We start from the raw sequence: 17,110 nt of genomic DNA on the forward strand, positions 1-17,110 counted from the left end.
GTTTTGCTCCGCTGGATAAATATGGCACGGCAGGAAGCGAACAATGTATTCGCACTGACGTCGTTGCTTTACGGCGCCAACGCAGCCTATATCGAAGACCTCTACGCTCAGTACAAGGAAAACCCGAGCTCGGTTGATGCCGAGTGGCAGGAGTTTTTTGCGAGCTTCCAGGACGAAAAAGAAGACGTCCTGAAGGAAGCCCGCGGAGCACCCTGGAAGCGTAAAGATTGGCCAATTGAAGCCAATGGCGACTTGGTCAATGCCTTCGATGGCAATTGGGCGCCGATCGAGCAAAAGCTCGGCGACAAGCTCAAGAAAAAATCAGACGCAAAAGGCGCTCCGCTGTCGGACGCCGAAGTTCATCAGGCAACGCGTGATTCGGTTCGCGCGCTGATGATGATCCGCGCCTATCGTATGCGCGGTCACCTTCATGCTGATCTGGATCCTCTGAAACTGTCGACACCGGGCGACCACGAAGAGCTTCACCCCTCATCCTACGGCTTCGTTGATGCCGATTGGGATCGCAGGATTTTCATCGATAACGTGCTGGGCCTGGAATATGCCACGCTCAACGAGATGATGGACATTCTGAAGCGGACTTATTGTTCGACGCTGGGTGTCGAATTCATGCACATCTCTGACCCGGCTGCTAAGGCCTGGATCCAGGAGCGCATCGAAGGTCCGGACAAGCATGTTGCCTTCACCAAAGAAGGCAAGAAGGCTATTCTGAACAAGCTGGTCGAGGCCGAAGGCTTCGAAAAATTTCTTGATGTGAAATACACGGGCACCAAGCGTTTCGGCCTTGATGGCGGTGAAGCTTTGATACCGGCGCTTGAACAGATCATCAAGCGCGGCGGCCAAATGGGTCTGAAAGAGATCGTTTTCGGCATGGCCCACCGTGGCCGCTTGAACGTTCTGTCTCAGGTTATGAGCAAACCTCACCGAGCTATTTTTCATGAGTTCAAGGGTGGGTCTGCTGCCCCGGATGACGTGGAAGGCTCCGGTGATGTGAAGTACCACCTCGGTGCATCTGCGGATCGTTCTTTCGATGGCAACGACGTTCATCTGTCGCTGACGGCAAACCCGTCGCATCTGGAAATCGTCAACCCCGTTGTTTTGGGTAAATCTCGCGCCAAGCAGGATCAGCTGTCGGCAGTGGCTGGAAATTTCGTCGAGACCACTGAAGTCGATCGTTCCAAGGTTCTGCCGTTGTTGTTGCACGGTGATGCAGCGTTTGCTGGACAGGGCGTTGTGGCTGAGTGTTTCGGTTTGTCGGCTCTGCGCGGTCACCGCACCGGTGGCTCTGTTCATGTGATCATTAACAACCAGATCGGCTTCACGACGAACCCACGTTTCTCGCGTTCTTCGCCGTATCCATCCGACATGGCCAAGGTGATTGAAGCGCCGATTTTCCACGTCAATGCAGATGACCCGGAGGCGGTCGTTTTCGCAGCGAAAATCGCGATTGAATTCCGCCAGATGTTTGGTCGGCCGGTGGTACTCGACATGATCTGCTACCGTCGCTTTGGCCACAACGAGGGCGATGAGCCTGCGTTCACACAGCCGATCATGTACCGGAAGATCCGCAAGCATGCGACAACGCTGCAGATCTATTCGGAGCGGCTGGTCAGTGAAGGCGTCGTTTCGACTGAAGAAGTCGACGAGATGAAGGCCGAATGGCGTGCTCATCTCGATGGTGAGTTTGATGCAGGTCAGGCCTTCAAGCCCAATAAGGCTGATTGGCTGGACGGCAAATGGTCTGGCATGAAGCGTGCGGCCGATGAAGAAGATCCACGTCGCGGTCAGACTGGTATTCCAATGCCTGAGCTTACCGAGATCGGACATCGCCTTGCGGCTGTCCCTGAAGGCTTCAACATCCATCGGACAATTTCGCGGTTCATGAAGAACCGCGAGAAGATGATTGATACTGGCAAGGGCGTTGACTGGGCGACTGCGGAATCTCTGGCATTTGCCGGACTACTGAAGGATGGCCATGCTGTTCGTTTGTCCGGTCAGGATTGCGAACGCGGAACGTTCTCTCAGCGCCACAGCGTTCTGTATGATCAGGAAGACGAAAGCCGTTTTATCCCGCTCAACAACATCGCTGACAATCAGGCGCGTTATGAAGTCATCAACTCGATGCTGTCTGAAGAAGCGGTACTTGGGTTTGAATATGGCTATTCGCTCACCGAGCCGAAAGCGCTGACACTTTGGGAAGCCCAGTTTGGTGACTTTGCAAACGGTGCCCAGGTACTGTTTGATCAGTTCATCTCATCGGGCGAGCGTAAATGGCTACGTATGTCTGGTCTGGTTTGCCTTCTGCCGCATGGTTATGAAGGTCAGGGGCCAGAGCATTCGTCAGCACGGCTCGAGCGCTTCCTGCAGATGTGTGCGGAAGACAATATGCAGGTGGCGAACTGTACGACGCCGGCAAATTACTTCCATATTCTGCGTCGCCAGCTCAAGCGCGACATTCGCAAGCCGCTCATTTTGATGACGCCGAAGTCTCTGCTTCGTCACAAGCGCGCCGTATCCCGTCTTGATGAGATGGGGGATGATTCCACGTTCCACCGTCTCCTTTGGGATGATGCGGAAATGGAAGCGGATGCCGCTATCAAGCTGGTGCCGGATGACAAGATCCGCCGCGTGGTGATGTGTTCGGGTAAGGTCTACTATGACCTTTATGAAGAACGCGAAAAGCGCGGTATCGACGATGTTTATCTGCTCCGTGTGGAACAGCTCTACCCGTTCCCGAAGAAGGCTTTGGCGATGGAGCTTAACCGCTTCAAGAATGCGGATACCGTCTGGTGTCAGGAAGAGCCGAAGAACATGGGCAGCTGGTTCTTCGTTGAGCCTTACATCGAATGGGTGCTCGAGCAGATTGATGCCAAGGTGAAGCGTCCACGCTATGCAGGCCGTAAGGCCATGGCGTCGACCGCAACCGGTCTGATGTCCGCACACCTTGCACAGCTTCAAGCGTTCCTCGACGAGGCGTTTGCAAAATAATATTTGGGGGCCCTTCGTGGCCCCCGCCATGACCGGAAATGGCCAGGCAAACTTAAGAGAAGGCGACCATGGCAACCGAAATTCGCGTCCCAACACTAGGTGAATCAGTATCCGAAGCAACGATCGCCCAGTGGTTCAAGAAGCCAGGCGACGCTATCAAGGCCGACGAGCCTTTGGTGGAGCTGGAAACTGACAAGGTAACTGTTGAAGTACCGGCTCCGACATCCGGCACTTTAGAAAGCATCTTGGTTAAAGAAGGGGACACTGTTGAAGTGGGCGCTCTTCTTGGTCAGATTGCAGAAGGGGCTGCTGCGGCAACTGCACCTGCAGTCAAGGCAGCGCCAGCGGCTCCGGCGGCCTCTGCTGCAACACTCGTTGACGTCATCACGCCAAGTGCGGGCGAATCCGTGACAGAAGCCGAAGTTGGCGAATGGAGCGTCAAGGTCGGTGATGTGGTCAAGGCTGATGACACGCTTGTCGAGCTGGAAACCGACAAGGCCGCTCAGGAAGTTCCGGCCCCCGTCGCAGGTACGATCGTCAAGATTTCAGCTAACACGGGCGATACTGTGGAACCCGGTGCACTGCTCTGTCAGATCGATAGCTCTGGTCAGGCCGCTGTTGCAGCGCCCGTTGCTGCTGCGCCTGATGCAGCCGCAGCCCCAGTTGCTGGTGGATCAAGCATGCCTGCAGCGCCATCGGCATCTAAAATGATGGCAGAGAAGAACATCTCTGCAGATCAGGTTGCAGGCTCAGGTAAACGCGGTCAGGTCCTTAAAGGCGACGTGATCGCTGCTATTGCTTCTGGTGCAACCAGCTCCGCTGCTGCCAAGCCCGCCGCTCTACGTGGCACGGTCAATGCAGATGATGAGAGCCGTGAAGAACGTGTTCGCATGACCAAGCTGCGCCAGACCATCGCGCGTCGCTTGAAAGATGCACAGAATACGGCTGCGATGCTCACCACTTACAATGAAGTGGACATGGGTCCGATCATGGAACTGCGCAAGCAGTACAAGGAACTGTTTGAGAAGAAGCATGGCGTGAAGTTGGGCTTCATGGGGTTCTTCACCAAGGCTGTCTGCCATGCGCTGAAGGAAGTTCCTGCAGTTAACTCCGAGATCGACGGCACGGACCTGATCTACAAGAACTTCTGCCACGTTGGCGTGGCTGTTGGAACGGACAAGGGTCTTGTCGTTCCAGTTGTTCGCGACGCGGACCAGATGTCAATTGCTGAAATCGAACAGGAAATCGGCAACCTTGGCCGTAAGGCACGTGACGGCAAGCTCGGCATGGCTGACATGACAGGCGGCACGTTCACCATCTCCAATGGTGGTGTCTATGGTTCGCTGATGTCATCGCCAATCCTGAATGCACCGCAGTCCGGTATTCTGGGCATGCACAAGATCCAGGAACGGCCAATGGCTGTGAATGGTCAGGTTGTCATCCGTCCGATGATGTATCTGGCTCTGTCCTACGATCACCGCGTCGTGGACGGCAAGGAGGCCGTGACCTTCCTGGTTCGCATCAAGGAAAGCCTTGAGGATCCTCAGCGGCTGGTTCTGGATCTCTAAACCGGTCCTTGTCCTGATCCGATGCTCAAGGGAGCCGGAATATGAGTGTGGAGTTTTTGATCACGGCCCTGATAGTGATACTGGTTCCTGGAACCGGCGTTGTCTACACGGTCGCGGTCGGACTTGGTAAAGGACGGCAGGCGGCCATTGTCGCCGCCGTCGGCTGCACGCTCGGGATCGTGCCGGCAATGATTGCATCGGTCGTCGGCCTGGCCGCCGTGATGCACAGCAGTGCTCTCGTCTTTCAGGCCGTAAAATACGCTGGTGTTGCTTACCTGTTTTATCTGGCCTGGCAAACGTTGAAAACCAGTGGTCCCTTAGACCTGAAAGCTGATCAGGATACGCGCAAGGGGGGTGTGGCAACGGCACGCACCGCCTGCCTGATTAACATTCTCAATCCGAAGTTGACGGTGTTCTTTCTGGCGTTTCTGCCGCAATTCGTCAGCCCGACGGCGAGTAATCCCACACTGGAATTGCTGATGTACGGCAGCGTTTTCATGGCCATGACATTCGGCGTTTTTGCAGTCTATGGACTTTCTGCGGCACATGTCGGCGAGAAAGTCCTGCGCAGTGATCGGGTGATGTTGTGGATGCGCAGAACAATCGCCGCCACATTCGCAGGTTTCGGCCTGCGCCTGGCGCTGGCGGAGCAGTAATCCATGGCACAAAGCATCGTTCTGGTAACCGGAGGAAGCCGTGGGATTGGTGCGGCAGCTTGTCTGCGAGCTGTCGAACTTGGTCATGCCGTTGCTGTTAATTATGTGCACAACAAAGCCGCAGCAGATGCTGTTGTGGCCAAGATTGAAGCGCGCGGCGGGGCAGCGTTTGCAATTCAGGGCAATGTGCAATCAGAAGCCGACGTATTGGCGATCTTTGCCGCCTGCGATGAACACGGCCAGCTTGCCGCATTGGTCAACAATGCCGGTATTGTTGACTATCCGGCGCGGGTGGATGAAATGTCTGCCGAGCGTCTGACACGCATGTTCGCAGTCAATGTCGTTGGCTCCTTCCTGTGCTCCCGCGAAGCGGTGAAGCGCATGTCAACGCGTCATGGCGGCAAGGGCGGTGCAATCGTGAATGTGGGGTCCGCAGCTTCCAAACTCGGATCGGCCTCCCAATATGTCGATTACGCTGCCTCCAAGGGCGCGATTGATACAATGACTGTTGGTCTGGCTCTTGAAGTCGCGGATGAAGGCATTCGGGTCAACGGTATACGCCCTGGCATCATCGATACAGACATACATGCCTCTGGCGGTCTTCCGGACCGGGTTGCGAAGATTGAGGCAAACCTGCCAATGAAGCGCGCCGGAACAGCGGACGAAGTGGCAAAAGCAATCATGTGGCTTCTTTCAGAAGAAGCCAGTTACACGACTGGCGCAATCCTGGATGTCTCCGGTGGACGCGCGATTCTACCCTGATCCGGCAACCGGATCGAACGAAGAAAAAGGCAAAGGCGACCGTAATGTCCCAATATGATCTTGTCGTCATCGGAACCGGCCCAGGTGGCTATGTGTGCGCCATCAAGGCGGCTCAACTTGGTCTCAAGACCGCTGTTGTTGAAAAGCGGGCGACCCATGGCGGCACCTGCCTGAACGTTGGCTGTATCCCCTCCAAGGCGCTGCTCCATGCCTCGGAAATGTTCGAGGAAGCCGGTCACGGTTTTGAAAAGCTCGGCATCAAGGTGTCAAAGCCAAAGCTGGATCTGCCAGCGATGATGGGGCACAAAACCGAAGTGATCGATGCGAACGTCAACGGCGTCGCGTTTCTCTTGAAGAAGAACAAGGTCGAATCTCATCACGGCATCGGCAAGATCCTGTCTGCGGGCAAGGTCGAAGTGACTGCGGATGATGGTTCCAAGTCTGTTCTGGAAGCCAAGAACATTGTGATTGCCACCGGCTCTGACGTGATGTCTTTGCCAGGCGTCGAAATTGACGAAAAGCAGATTGTCTCGTCCACCGGCGCGCTTGAACTGGATAAGGTACCGGGCAAGATGGTTGTCGTCGGTGGCGGTGTAATCGGGCTTGAGCTTGGCTCGGTCTGGGCGCGTCTTGGCGCAGAAGTCACCGTTGTCGAGTTCATGGACAAGATCCTCGGCCCGATGGACGGCGATGTCTCCAAGCAGTTCCAGCGGATCCTCAAGAAGCAGGGCTTGAACTTTAAGCTCGGTGCAAAAGTCACTGGCGTTGCCAAGAAGGGCAAGGGCCTGGAAGTCTCCGTGGAGCCTGCCAAGGGCGGTGATGCGGAAGTTCTGGCGGCTGATATCGTTCTGGTCTCCATTGGCCGCAAGCCCTTCACCGAAGGTCTGGGTCTGGCGGAAGCCGGCGTCGCGCTGGACGATCGTGGCCGGGTCAAGACAGATGGTCATTACAAGACCAACGTCGAAGGCATTTACGCCATAGGTGATGTGATCGTTGGACCAATGCTGGCCCATAAGGCAGAAGATGAGGGCGTTGCCCTCGCCGAAATTCTGTCCGGTCAGGCCGGTCATGTGAATTATGACGTGATCCCGGGTGTGGTCTACACCCAGCCGGAAGTTGCCTCTGTCGGCAAGACGGAAGAAGAGCTGAAAGCGGCTGGCGTTGCCTACAACACCGGGAAATTCGCTTTCTCCGCCAATGGCCGCGCGCGCGCCATGAACAACACCGACGGATTTGTCAAAGTTCTGGCGGATTCTGCGACTGATCGGGTTCTGGGCGTTCATATCGTCGGCTTCGGCGCTGGCGAAATGATCCACGAAGCCGCCGTGCTGATGGAATTCGGCGGTTCGTCTGAAGATCTCGGCCGGACATGCCACGCCCACCCAACCATGTCAGAAGCTGTCAAGGAAGCCGCCATGGCCACCGCCGGCAAGCCGATCCATTCCTGATCAGCTGACTGACATTCTTTTTGAATGCAAAAGGCCGGGCAATCGCCCGGCTTTTTTTGTGGGCGTGGTAAAATTGGGATACCCGTTCCGGGACAGCTGTAGTCTTAGGATGTTGGTGCTGTTGCAGATACTAAAGTTGTGCAATGGGTTCACACACTGCGCGCAATTACCCTGCGGTGCAGTACCGTGATCGGGTATTCGGTCTGCTTGGCTGGTCCGCGTGCTCGGGCATTTTCGACAGATTACGGGTGGCTTGCAATGTAACCTTATCCTAAGCGTGTTTAAACGCGCAGAGACTAATCCGCCTCAAGCGGCCAGACTTTCCGTCAGTTGAGTACGTTCTGCGCTACTGAGCGATTTTGATCTTCGACTTTGGCAAGACCGTCATGTTCACAGGCTGATCGTTGGTTGCGATGACGATCTCAGGATTTCCGGCTGCAGGGGCTTTGGTCACTTCAGTCACGGTGATGTTGGACTTCATTTTGGCTGTCTTGCCCCATTCGCATGCAACGACTGGCGAGGCTGCAAATGACATTGTCGCAAGAATGATCGCGCTGATTTTTAAAACACGCATGGCTCATCTCCATCATGTTAAAGCCGCGCACCATAGCGAGACTTAACCTTAGGATAGGCGAAAATTGGAGCCTGGTAAACCGATGCGCGAAGCGCTTGGAAATACACGCTATTTGCGTTTGAGCGTGTAGCTCTTGACCTTGTCCGGGTGCGCGGGATCATGGGAGATGTCGGTCATATAGGCATCCAGCCGGTCATCGAAGCCACGCACGTCGACCCGTTTGGAGCCGAGGAAGCCTATGAGCATGACGGTCAGGCCGCCACCATCGCGCTGTTTGGCTTTGGTCCAGCCCCATTTGCAGTCGCGAGGATAGCATTTGGTGAAAGCCCTGATCCGGGCGTGGAGCCTGTCATCGACGCATTTTGTCTCGATCTCGAGGCGGCTGAGCTCTTTTGCTGCAGCGCTGTCGTTGACCCAGATGCCGTGTTCCGGCAGGGGGCAATAGATCCGGGCTTCTACCGTATCTTCAAGGATAAATAAAAAGGGAAACAGAAAGACCAGAAAAAGAAGGCGCATCGTAAGATCTCCTTAAAGGAGACACTCTTCTCCATACGTTAGAGAAGTGTTAACGGCACCTGAACTGGGTCTTTGAAATGCGACCGGTTCCACACGGGCTATGCGCCTCAAGTGTGGAACCTGATCGAATGTCTTGCAGCAGGTCATTGCTGAGCTGCTGTTGAGACGCTTAGCGCTTGGCGCGTGCGCCTGGTGCCAGACCTTCACGCTGAGCGAGCTTGCGCGCAGCCTTGCGGGCGCGGCGAACAGCTTCGCCTTTTTCACGGGCACGCTTTTCAGACGGCTTTTCGTAAGCACGACGTGTCTTCATTTCACGGAAGACGCCTTCACGCTGGAGCTTCTTCTTCAGAACGCGAAGGGCTTGGTCGACATTGTTGTCACGTACGAGAACTTGCAAGATTTCTCCTTTGGCGGTTAGCGGGCAGCGCGTCGCCATATGTCTTCTACATAGGGTTTCAGGCAGCATAGTGGGTAGATCCACGCACAGGTGCGGGTCCAGAAAGCGCGACCCTATCAAATTTTCCGAAGAATGCACCCCCTAAAGCGCAGAAAATGAGTCTTCGTGGCCGTTTTTTTGCTTTGTTGGCCCGTCAGCGGCGAGGATGAGCGTTATCATAAGCTTCCAGCAGCCGTTTAGAGTCAATTTCGGTGTAGATTTGCGTGCTGGACAGGCTGGCATGACCGAGAAGTTCCTGGATCGTGCGCAGGTCGCCACCACCTGCCAACAGGTGTGTGGCGAAAGAATGTCGCAAGGCGTGCGGCGTGGCACTGTCGGCAAGACCAAGTGCGCCGCGCAACTTTTCCATTGCGTATTGTATGAGTCGCGGGCTGAGTGGACCACCGCGCGCGCCCAGAAACAAAGGACTGTCAGCCGAAACCGCATAGGGGCACAGGCGCAGGTAGTCATCTAGTGCCTCTGTCACGACCGGAAGAATCGGAACGATGCGTTCCTTGCCGCCCTTGCCAATGATCCGCATGCTTTTGGCACCGTGTTTCGGTGCCGTGCGGCCTGTCAGCGAAAGCGCTTCTGAAATGCGCAGGCCGCAACCATACAGAAGAGTGAGGACGGCTGCGTTGCGCGCTTCGATCCAGGCGTCGCTCTCCATGGCCAAATCGCCACTTGTCAGATCGATGGCATCGCGAGAAGACACAGGCTTGGGCAAGGAGCGTGCTTGCCTGGGTGGGCGGATGGCGCTGGATGCTGCCGCGTTCACTTCGCCGCGTTTCTCAAGATATTTCAGAAAAGACCGAATGCCGGCCATGCCGCGCGCAAGAGATCGGCTTTGAGCGCCATCGCGGCGTCTGCGGGCCATGAAAGCCCGAAAGTCTGCCGGTGTCAGCTCTGCAATGTCTTTCAGGCTTGGTGCGCCGCCCAGATGGTTGGTCAAAAACCGCAGAAACTGTCGAAGGTCGCGTTCATAGGCAATAAGTGTCTTGTCCGCCAGGCGCCGTTCGTCAGAAAGGTGATCAAGCCAGCGTCCGATCCGGTCATTCAGATCTGGCATTGCCGTGACCAGCAAGGCATCTTCTCGGTTATTCACGGGAGCAGGAGATGAGGACATAGTGAGACTTTAGCTCTCATCTCCAAGTTTTTGGTTAATGCGCGGCGGCGCTGGTCAGCATTTTGCGACAGGAATTTGTTTTATTGGATCCCAGCGCCAATCCGGATCAGCAAAGCAGGTGATGCTGCCTTGAAAGCGAAGCCTTGAGCCGCAGGTCTTCCAGTCAAGAGCCCTTGCAAGGAGCGCTAGCCCGGTCTCAGTCAGCGAAAATTCTGTCCTACCCCAGCCCTCGCGGGTCATATCGACTGGCTGGCTTGTCAGGGCAGGTCGCTCAGCGTCCCGCAGCCTGAGCATCGTCCCCAGGAACATCAGGTCGCCGTGAAAGGGCAGTGGATCGACTGCCTGCATGAAGCTGCGGAAAACCTGGCCCCATGGCAGTGGTTTGTCCTTAAGAGCCTTTAGAATAGAGTTTTCGGTGAAGGAAAGCCCGTTTTGAACGTCCGGTAGTTCGGACAGATATCTGGATAATGCGCCTGCCAGATAAGGCAGCCCAAGCGAGGAGTGCCGGGAAAGCGCGTGAAGTGCTTCCGGGTCTTTAACGAGAAGTGCCGAAAACGTCACCTCAGCAAGGTTATAGGCCTCTTCGGAGATAGGCGCGCGGCGAGCATACATGTGACGAAGGGCTGCTGGCGACAGCTGGCCGATCCCTATGAATTTTTGAATGCCGGGAAACCTGTCGAGGCTGACCAATTCGACTTTGCGCCGGTTTGCACCTGTTGCCTTCAGCTGGACAAGTGTCTTGACGAGTAGCAATTGATCATAAGGATCATGCTCGAACCACAGAACAATGCGGCCATAATCACCGGCGTTGTTCAGGCGGTTATGCTCTTTTGTGAGAACATCAATTGTCTCTGTTTCATCCTCGCCGGGATATTCGCTTGCGATAAATCGCGCCCGTTCTGTAATGGCATTCGGCTCATCGGAAATGGGTCCTTGGCAAACAGGATCTGAGAATTGAAGAAAATCGCCGAGGAACCCGGCGCGCTTCAGCGGGGCTTCAATATCATTGCCGCAGCGTATGTGTAGCGTTGACATATCTGCATCGGGGGCAGGGGCTGCGTTCTGGATGGCGCGGCCCATAGCATCCATTTGCTCGACATGCGCCTTCAAGGCTGGCCAACTTGGAAGGCCAGCTTCCCGTGCAATGACAAATTGCGCATCCGCCAGCTTGAGCTGGACGGTGTCGAGATTTTTGTAGCGGATATGATGTGCGCTCAGCCGGGCGAGAGCCTCAGCGTTGCCTGCGCGCGCTTCATTGCGAAGGACTTTTGCACGTTGCTTCTGGCGATCAAGGTTGAGGGAAAGATCAGTTTCGCTGAAAAGCGGTGATTGCGCCAAGTGTGGCGTTTCGTCAGTCATGAAGACCCCCGGGCTCGGTTGTCGTCCAGTGTCTGCCTCTCCGGAACGAGCGGGAATCTGATGATGTGAGCGCATCGGCGCTCGGCAAAAGTCGGTGTGGACGCCTTTCCGCAGACCGGAGGCCCCACCGTGGACCTGAACAAATTATGGCGTAGCACTAGTCTGAGGGCAAGATCTATGTACCAGCATCCAGCCACAAAAAAACGGCCCGGAAAGCCGGGCCGTTTGAATAATAGATGTCGCCGAAAATAATCAGACGATTTTCTGACCGGTCTTCGCCCAATCAGCAAGAAATGCTTCCAGGCCCTTGTCGGTCAGCGGGTGCTTCACCAGCGCCTTCAGGGTTGATGGCGGTACTGTTACGACATCCGCGCCAATGATGGCGCAATCCTTGACGTGGTTCGGCGTGCGAATGGATGCAGCCAGAATCTCTGTTTCAAAGCCGTAGTTGTCGAAAATCACACGAATTTCGCGGATCAGCTCCAGGCCATCAATGTTGATGTCATCAAGGCGGCCAATGAATGGCGACACGTAAGTCGCGCCAGCTTTTGCGGCCAGCAGCGCCTGATTGGCGGAGAAGCACAGAGTCACGTTAGTCTTGTGACCTTTTTCTGTCAGCGCTTTACAAGCCTTTAGGCCGTCCATGGTCAAAGGCAGTTTGATGACGACATTGTCGGCGATCTTTACCAGCTCGGCCGCTTCTTTCATCATGCCATCGAAATCGGTCGCAGCGACTTCAGCCGAAACGTCACCGTCTGTGATCTTGCAGATTTCGGCGATGACTTCCTTGAAATCGCGCCCGGACTTGGCGATCAGCGAGGGGTTGGTGGTTACACCATCAAGAAGGCCAGTTGCGGCCAGTTCCTGAATCTCTGCAGTCTCTGCAGTGTCGACGAAAAACTTCATGGGCTTATGCTCCCTAGTGTGCGCCCTGATCGGGCACGGTCCGCTAACCGTCTTGTTTACAAAGGCGGACAGCGATTGAATCTCTGTTCGTGGTCTCTTTACCTTAGGATGACGTCCAGAAGAACCCCTGATTCGGTTTGATGGAATTTTTATGGTGTGCGTACCTCAAGGTTCCCGGTCATGGAAAATAGGGTTTTGGTAACCTCGCGAGACCAGATTTGGTGCTGGTTCAGGAAAGAAGATTTCTGTGCTTTTTGACGACGACCCGGCCATGAAAGAGACCATCGTGAGTGTTTTGGTCCCTGTTGCTGTGCCCCGCGCCTATACTTATCGTGTTCCAGCCGGGGTGTCTGTGGTGCCCGGAACCATCGTCAAGGTGCCGCTGGGCCCCAGAGAAGTGCTCGGCGCTGTGTGGGATGGTGAGCCTGATGCAGGGATTAATTCGAACAAGTTGAAAGTCATAAGCCGGGTCTATGAAACGGCGCGACCTCTCGATGAAGAGCTGCGCCGTTTCATAGACTGGGTTGCTAACTGGACCTTGTCTCCTCCTGGCATGGTGCTGAGAATGGTTCTGCGCTCGGAGGAGGCTCTTGAGGACGAGCCTCCGATATCTGGTGTGCGCAGGCGAAAAGGGCAGATGCCCGAACGCATGACACCGGCCCGGCAGAAGGTTCTGGATGTCACCGAAAACGGCGTGGCCTGGACCAAGAGCTCTCTTGCTCAAGCTGCAGGGGTAAGCACGTCGGTCATCGACGGACTGTTGCAGCAGGAAGTTCTGGAATCCGTCGCTCTGCCGGCGGTGGCACCTTCTCCTGCTCCACAGGTTGAATTTGCCCAGACCAAGTTGACTCCGGCGCAGCAGGTCGCTTCGGATGGTTTGGTTGCCAGTTTCGGCAAGGGCGCAGCTGTCTCGCTGATCGACGGGGTGACGGGATCAGGTAAGACTGAAGTTTATTTTGAGGCCATTGCCGAAGCGCTGAGGCGCGGCCATCAAGCGCTGGTATTGCTGCCGGAAATTGCTCTGACCGAACAGTTCCTAAGGCGGTTCGAAAAACGATTCGGAGTTTATCCGGCCGAATGGCATTCAGAGATAACACCCAAAAAGCGCGGCCGAGTCTGGCGCGGTGTTGCGAGCGGAGATGTGCGTGTTGTCATCGGCGCGCGATCTGCGTTGTTCCTGCCGTTTGCAGATCTCGGATTGATCATCGTTGATGAAGAGCATGACGGTGCCTTCAAGCAAGACGACCGCGTTCCCTATAATGCGCGTGATATGTCCGTTGTGCGCGGGCACCTGTCTCGGTTTCCTGTTGTCTTGGCGTCAGCGACACCATCAGTCGAAAGTCGTGTGAACGCAGATCTGGGTCGTTATCAGCGATTCGAGTTGCCTGAGCGGGCATCCGGGGCGGCTTTACCGGACCTGAAGGCCATTGATATGCGCCAGAATGGGCCAAGTAGAGGGCGGTGGATTGCCCCCGAGCTTTTTCAGGCCATGAAAGAGGCATTTGCCGATGGTGCGCAGTCTCTCCTGTTCCTGAACAGGCGCGGGTATGCGCCGCTGACGTTGTGCCGGACCTGCGGCCATCGCTTTCAGTGCCCGCATTGCAGTTCCTGGCTGGTGGAGCATCGGTTTCAAAAACGGCTGGTCTGCCATCACTGCGGCCACAACGAATCGGTTCCCAAGGCGTGTCCATCCTGCAATACGGTCGATTCTCTGGTCGCCTGTGGACCGGGTGTGGAAAGAATCGCCGAAGAAGTCGAAAATCTATTTCCCGATGCTCGCACTCTTATTTTATCGTCCGATTTGCCCGGTGGACCTGAGCGGCTCAGGCGAGAAATGAAAATTGTTGAAGATGGTGGCGCTGATATTGTTATCGGAACTCAGCTTGTCGCCAAAGGCCATAATTTTCCGAAGATGCGCCTCGTTGGTGTGATTGATGCAGATCTAGGTCTGGCTCATGGCGATCCTCGCGCTGCTGAAAAAACCTTTCAGCTGCTGGCTCAGGTCACCGGTCGGGCAGGGCGCGTAACAGGTGGAGGTAAGGGCTTTCTTCAGACTTATTCACCTGATCACCCGGTCCTGAAAGCGCTGATGTCGCAGGATCGCGACGCTTTCTACAATGCGGAGATTGAGGCGCGCCGGGCCACCGGACTGCCGCCTTTTGGCCGTTTGGCTGCATTGGTTATCTCCGGTCCTGATAAATTGGCGACCGAAGGTTATGCCAGGGCGCTGGCCCGGGGGGCTCCCAATGAGGCAGCGGTAACACTGCTCGGTCCGGCTGAAGCTGCGCTGGCAATGATACGCGGACGTTACCGGTTTCGCCTTTTATTGATGGCACCACGGCAGTTCGATCTGCAGGCTTACATTCGGCAGTGGCTGGACAATGGACCAAAGGCCACAAAGGGCCTGAGGGTCCAGGTCGACGTCGATCCGCAACATTTTTTGTAACAATGAGACAAAAAACAGCCCTATTTGGCGCACTACAGCCTTTAGGTGAAGTTGCACACAGGGAAACCCTGTGCTAATTGAGGCGCGACTTTGGGGGAACGGTTCTGCCGTATCACCTTAAGACCCTGAATTCCCTAATTATTTCAAGGGCTTGCTTCCAATAACGGTTGGCAGGGGCTTGAAATGCGTCAGAGAGCTCGGACCTGGTGACTGACAACGTATCTCTCGTATCCGGCGTGGCTAAGCGCTATGCGTCTGCTCTCCTCGATTTATCCGAGGAAACAGGTGCGACCGCAGATGTAGAACGCGATCTTGGCATTTTTGAGGGCTTCCTCTCAGAAAGCGATGATCTCGTCCGTCTCGTGAAAAGCCCCGCTTTCAGTGCTGAAGAGCAGCTTGATGCGCTCACAGCATTGCTCGACAAGGCTAAGATCTCTGGTCTTGCCGCAAATTTTGTGAAGTTGGCCGCCCGTAATCGGCGCCTCTTCGTAATTCCTGACATGATCAAGGCTTTCCGGTTCTTGCTCGCCGAAAGGCGCGGCGAGGAAACTGCTGAGGTCGTTTCGGCAGCTGAGCTGTCTGATGGTCAGGTTACTGCCTTGAAAGAAGCGCTCTCCGCGTCTTCCGGAAAGTCGGTAAAAATCTCTGCGAAGGTTGATCCTGCTCTGATCGGTGGCCTTGTGGTCAAGGTCGGTTCCCGCATGATCGATACATCGCTGCGTACAAAACTCAATTCACTCAAGTTCGCGATGAAAGAGGTCGGCTGATGGATATTCGGGCCGCGGAAATTTCCGCTATCCTCAAGGACCAGATTAAGAGCTTTGGCCAGGAAGCCGAAGTCTCTGAAGTCGGTCAAGTGCTGTCCGTCGGTGACGGTATTGCTCGTGTTTACGGTCTGGACAAGGTTCAGGCTGGTGAAATGGTCGAATTCCCTGGTGGTATCCAGGGCATGGCCTTGAACCTGGAAAGTGACAACGTCGGTGTTGTTATTTTTGGTTCTGACCGCACAATCAAGGAAGGCGATACGGTTAAACGGACCGGTGCAATCGTTGAAGTGCCGGTTGGCAAAGGCCTGCTCGGTCGCGTTGTCGATCCGCTCGGCAATCCGCTGGATGGCAAGGGTCCTATCGAATCGACGGAAATGCGTCGCGTTGATGTAAAGGCTCCTGGCATTCTTCCACGTAAGTCGGTGCATGAGCCGATGCAGACGGGTCTCAAGGCGATTGATGCTTTGATCCCGGTTGGACGTGGACAGCGTGAGCTTGTGATTGGTGACCGTCAGACCGGTAAAACCGCAATCATCCTCGATACTTTCCTCAACCAGAAGCCTTTGCATGCTGGCGATGACGAAGACGCAAAGCTCTACTGCATTTATGTTGCGGTTGGTCAGAAGCGGTCGACTGTTGCCCAGTTCGTGAAGACACTGGAAGATGCTGGCGCTCTTGAATACTCTATCGTTGTTGCTGCAACGGCTTCGGATGCAGCTCCGCTGCAGTTCCTGGCTCCGTTTGCTGGTTGTGCGATGGGTGAATTCTTCCGCGATAACTCCATGCATGCCGTAATCGGTTATGATGATCTGACCAAGCAGGCTGTGGCCTACCGACAGATGTCTCTTCTTCTGCGTCGTCCACCAGGACGTGAAGCATTCCCGGGTGATGTTTTCTACCTTCACTCTCGTCTGCTTGAGCGTTCTGCGAAGTTGAATGAAGAAAATGGCAGCGGTTCGCTGACAGCTCTTCCGGTCATCGAAACACAGGGCAACGATGTTTCTGCGTTTATCCCGACTAACGTGATTTCGATCACTGATGGTCAGATCTTCTTGGAAACAGATTTGTTCTACCAGGGTATCCGCCCTGCTGTGAACGTTGGTCTGTCGGTTTCCCGTGTTGGTTCTTCCGCTCAGATCAAGGCGATGAAGCAGGTTGCTGGTCCGATTAAGGGTGAACTTGCCCAGTATCGTGAAATGGCCGCTTTCGCACAGTTCGGTTCTGACCTTGATGCCACAACTCAGCGTTTGCTGAACCGTGGTGCGCGTCTGACTGAATTGCTGAAACAGGCTCAGTTCTCTCCGCTTAAGACGGAAGAACAGGTCGCTGTGATCTACGCTGGCGTGAACGGCTACCTCGATGAGGTGGCAGTTGACCGTGTTGGTGACTTCGAAGAGGGCCTCCTTCTGTTCATGCGTGGCGAACACGCTGAACTCCTGGAAGCAATCTGGGAAAAGAAGGCACTCGATGCTGACTTGACGGCTAAGCTTAAGGCTGCGCTCGATACGTTCGCTAAGAACTTCGCCTGAGAACGCAACCG

General features: G+C 55.3%; 14 protein-coding genes. 8 read left to right on the forward strand and 6 right to left on the reverse strand.

The annotated features are described in order from the left end of the window. The first annotated feature begins 21 nt into the window (after positions 1-21). The 5 genes from V6575_RS13850 (at position 22) to lpdA (ending at position 7,440) form a co-directional block, all read left to right on the forward strand. Entirely contained in the window at positions 22-3,006 is a 2,985-nt protein-coding gene (locus V6575_RS13850; protein WP_340275100.1) for a 2-oxoglutarate dehydrogenase E1 component, read from the forward strand. Positions 3,007-3,074: 68 nt separating this feature from the next. After that, the gene (gene odhB, locus V6575_RS13855; RefSeq protein WP_340275102.1) at positions 3,075-4,574 is read left to right on the forward strand and encodes a 2-oxoglutarate dehydrogenase complex dihydrolipoyllysine-residue succinyltransferase; all 1,500 of its coding nucleotides are present in this window, start codon (positions 3,075-3,077) and stop codon (positions 4,572-4,574) included. A 41-nt stretch (positions 4,575-4,615) separates the two neighbouring features. Continuing rightward, positions 4,616-5,230, forward strand: coding sequence for a LysE family translocator (locus V6575_RS13860; protein ID WP_340275103.1), 615 nt, complete (start codon positions 4,616-4,618; stop codon positions 5,228-5,230). A gap of 3 nt (positions 5,231-5,233) precedes the next feature. Further along, the gene (locus tag V6575_RS13865) at positions 5,234-5,992 is read left to right on the forward strand and encodes an SDR family oxidoreductase (RefSeq protein ID WP_340275105.1); all 759 of its coding nucleotides are present in this window, start codon (positions 5,234-5,236) and stop codon (positions 5,990-5,992) included. Between the two features lie 44 nt (positions 5,993-6,036). After that, the gene (gene lpdA, locus V6575_RS13870) at positions 6,037-7,440 is read left to right on the forward strand and encodes a dihydrolipoyl dehydrogenase (RefSeq protein ID WP_340275107.1); all 1,404 of its coding nucleotides are present in this window, start codon (positions 6,037-6,039) and stop codon (positions 7,438-7,440) included. A gap of 346 nt (positions 7,441-7,786) precedes the next feature. Here lpdA and V6575_RS13875 read toward each other — a convergent pair whose 3' ends face one another. From V6575_RS13875 to fsa, 6 genes are all read right to left on the reverse strand, one after another. Beyond that, positions 7,787-8,014, reverse strand: a complete 228-nt coding sequence (locus V6575_RS13875; protein ID WP_340275109.1) for a hypothetical protein — start codon at positions 8,012-8,014, stop codon at positions 7,787-7,789. Between the two features lie 108 nt (positions 8,015-8,122). Further along, positions 8,123-8,530, reverse strand: coding sequence for a serine/threonine protein kinase (locus tag V6575_RS13880; protein WP_340275111.1), 408 nt, complete (start codon positions 8,528-8,530; stop codon positions 8,123-8,125). Between the two features lie 169 nt (positions 8,531-8,699). Further along, positions 8,700-8,927, reverse strand: coding sequence for a 30S ribosomal protein S21 (gene rpsU, locus V6575_RS13885; protein WP_153770406.1), 228 nt, complete (start codon positions 8,925-8,927; stop codon positions 8,700-8,702). Positions 8,928-9,120: 193 nt separating this feature from the next. Further along, the gene (locus V6575_RS13890) at positions 9,121-10,092 is read right to left on the reverse strand and encodes a tyrosine recombinase XerC (RefSeq protein ID WP_422785575.1); all 972 of its coding nucleotides are present in this window, start codon (positions 10,090-10,092) and stop codon (positions 9,121-9,123) included. Between the two features lie 54 nt (positions 10,093-10,146). Then, positions 10,147-11,451 (reverse strand): DUF1835 domain-containing protein, encoded by a 1,305-nt coding sequence (locus V6575_RS13895; protein ID WP_340275115.1) that lies wholly within the window; start codon positions 11,449-11,451, stop codon positions 10,147-10,149. A gap of 252 nt (positions 11,452-11,703) precedes the next feature. Further along, complete coding sequence (gene fsa, locus V6575_RS13900; protein ID WP_340275117.1) at positions 11,704-12,357, reverse strand: fructose-6-phosphate aldolase; 654 nt, start codon at positions 12,355-12,357, stop codon at positions 11,704-11,706. Between the two features lie 271 nt (positions 12,358-12,628). Between fsa and V6575_RS13905 the strand changes: the two genes are divergently transcribed. The 3 genes from V6575_RS13905 (at position 12,629) to atpA (ending at position 17,099) form a co-directional block, all read left to right on the forward strand. Next, the gene (locus V6575_RS13905; RefSeq protein WP_422785578.1) at positions 12,629-14,803 is read left to right on the forward strand and encodes a primosomal protein N'; all 2,175 of its coding nucleotides are present in this window, start codon (positions 12,629-12,631) and stop codon (positions 14,801-14,803) included. A gap of 206 nt (positions 14,804-15,009) precedes the next feature. Further along, positions 15,010-15,570 carry a F0F1 ATP synthase subunit delta gene (locus tag V6575_RS13910; RefSeq protein WP_340275120.1) on the forward strand — a complete coding sequence of 187 codons (561 nt, stop codon included), beginning with the start codon at positions 15,010-15,012 and terminating at the stop codon, positions 15,568-15,570. After that, entirely contained in the window at positions 15,570-17,099 is a 1,530-nt protein-coding gene (gene atpA, locus V6575_RS13915) for a F0F1 ATP synthase subunit alpha (protein ID WP_340275123.1), read from the forward strand. The genes V6575_RS13910 and atpA overlap by 1 nt, the downstream gene beginning before the upstream one ends. The last annotated feature ends 11 nt before the right edge of the window (positions 17,100-17,110 follow it).

The sequence above is a fragment of the Roseibium algae genome (assembly GCF_037783265.1).
GTDB lineage: Bacteria > Pseudomonadota > Alphaproteobacteria > Rhizobiales > Stappiaceae > Roseibium > Roseibium algae.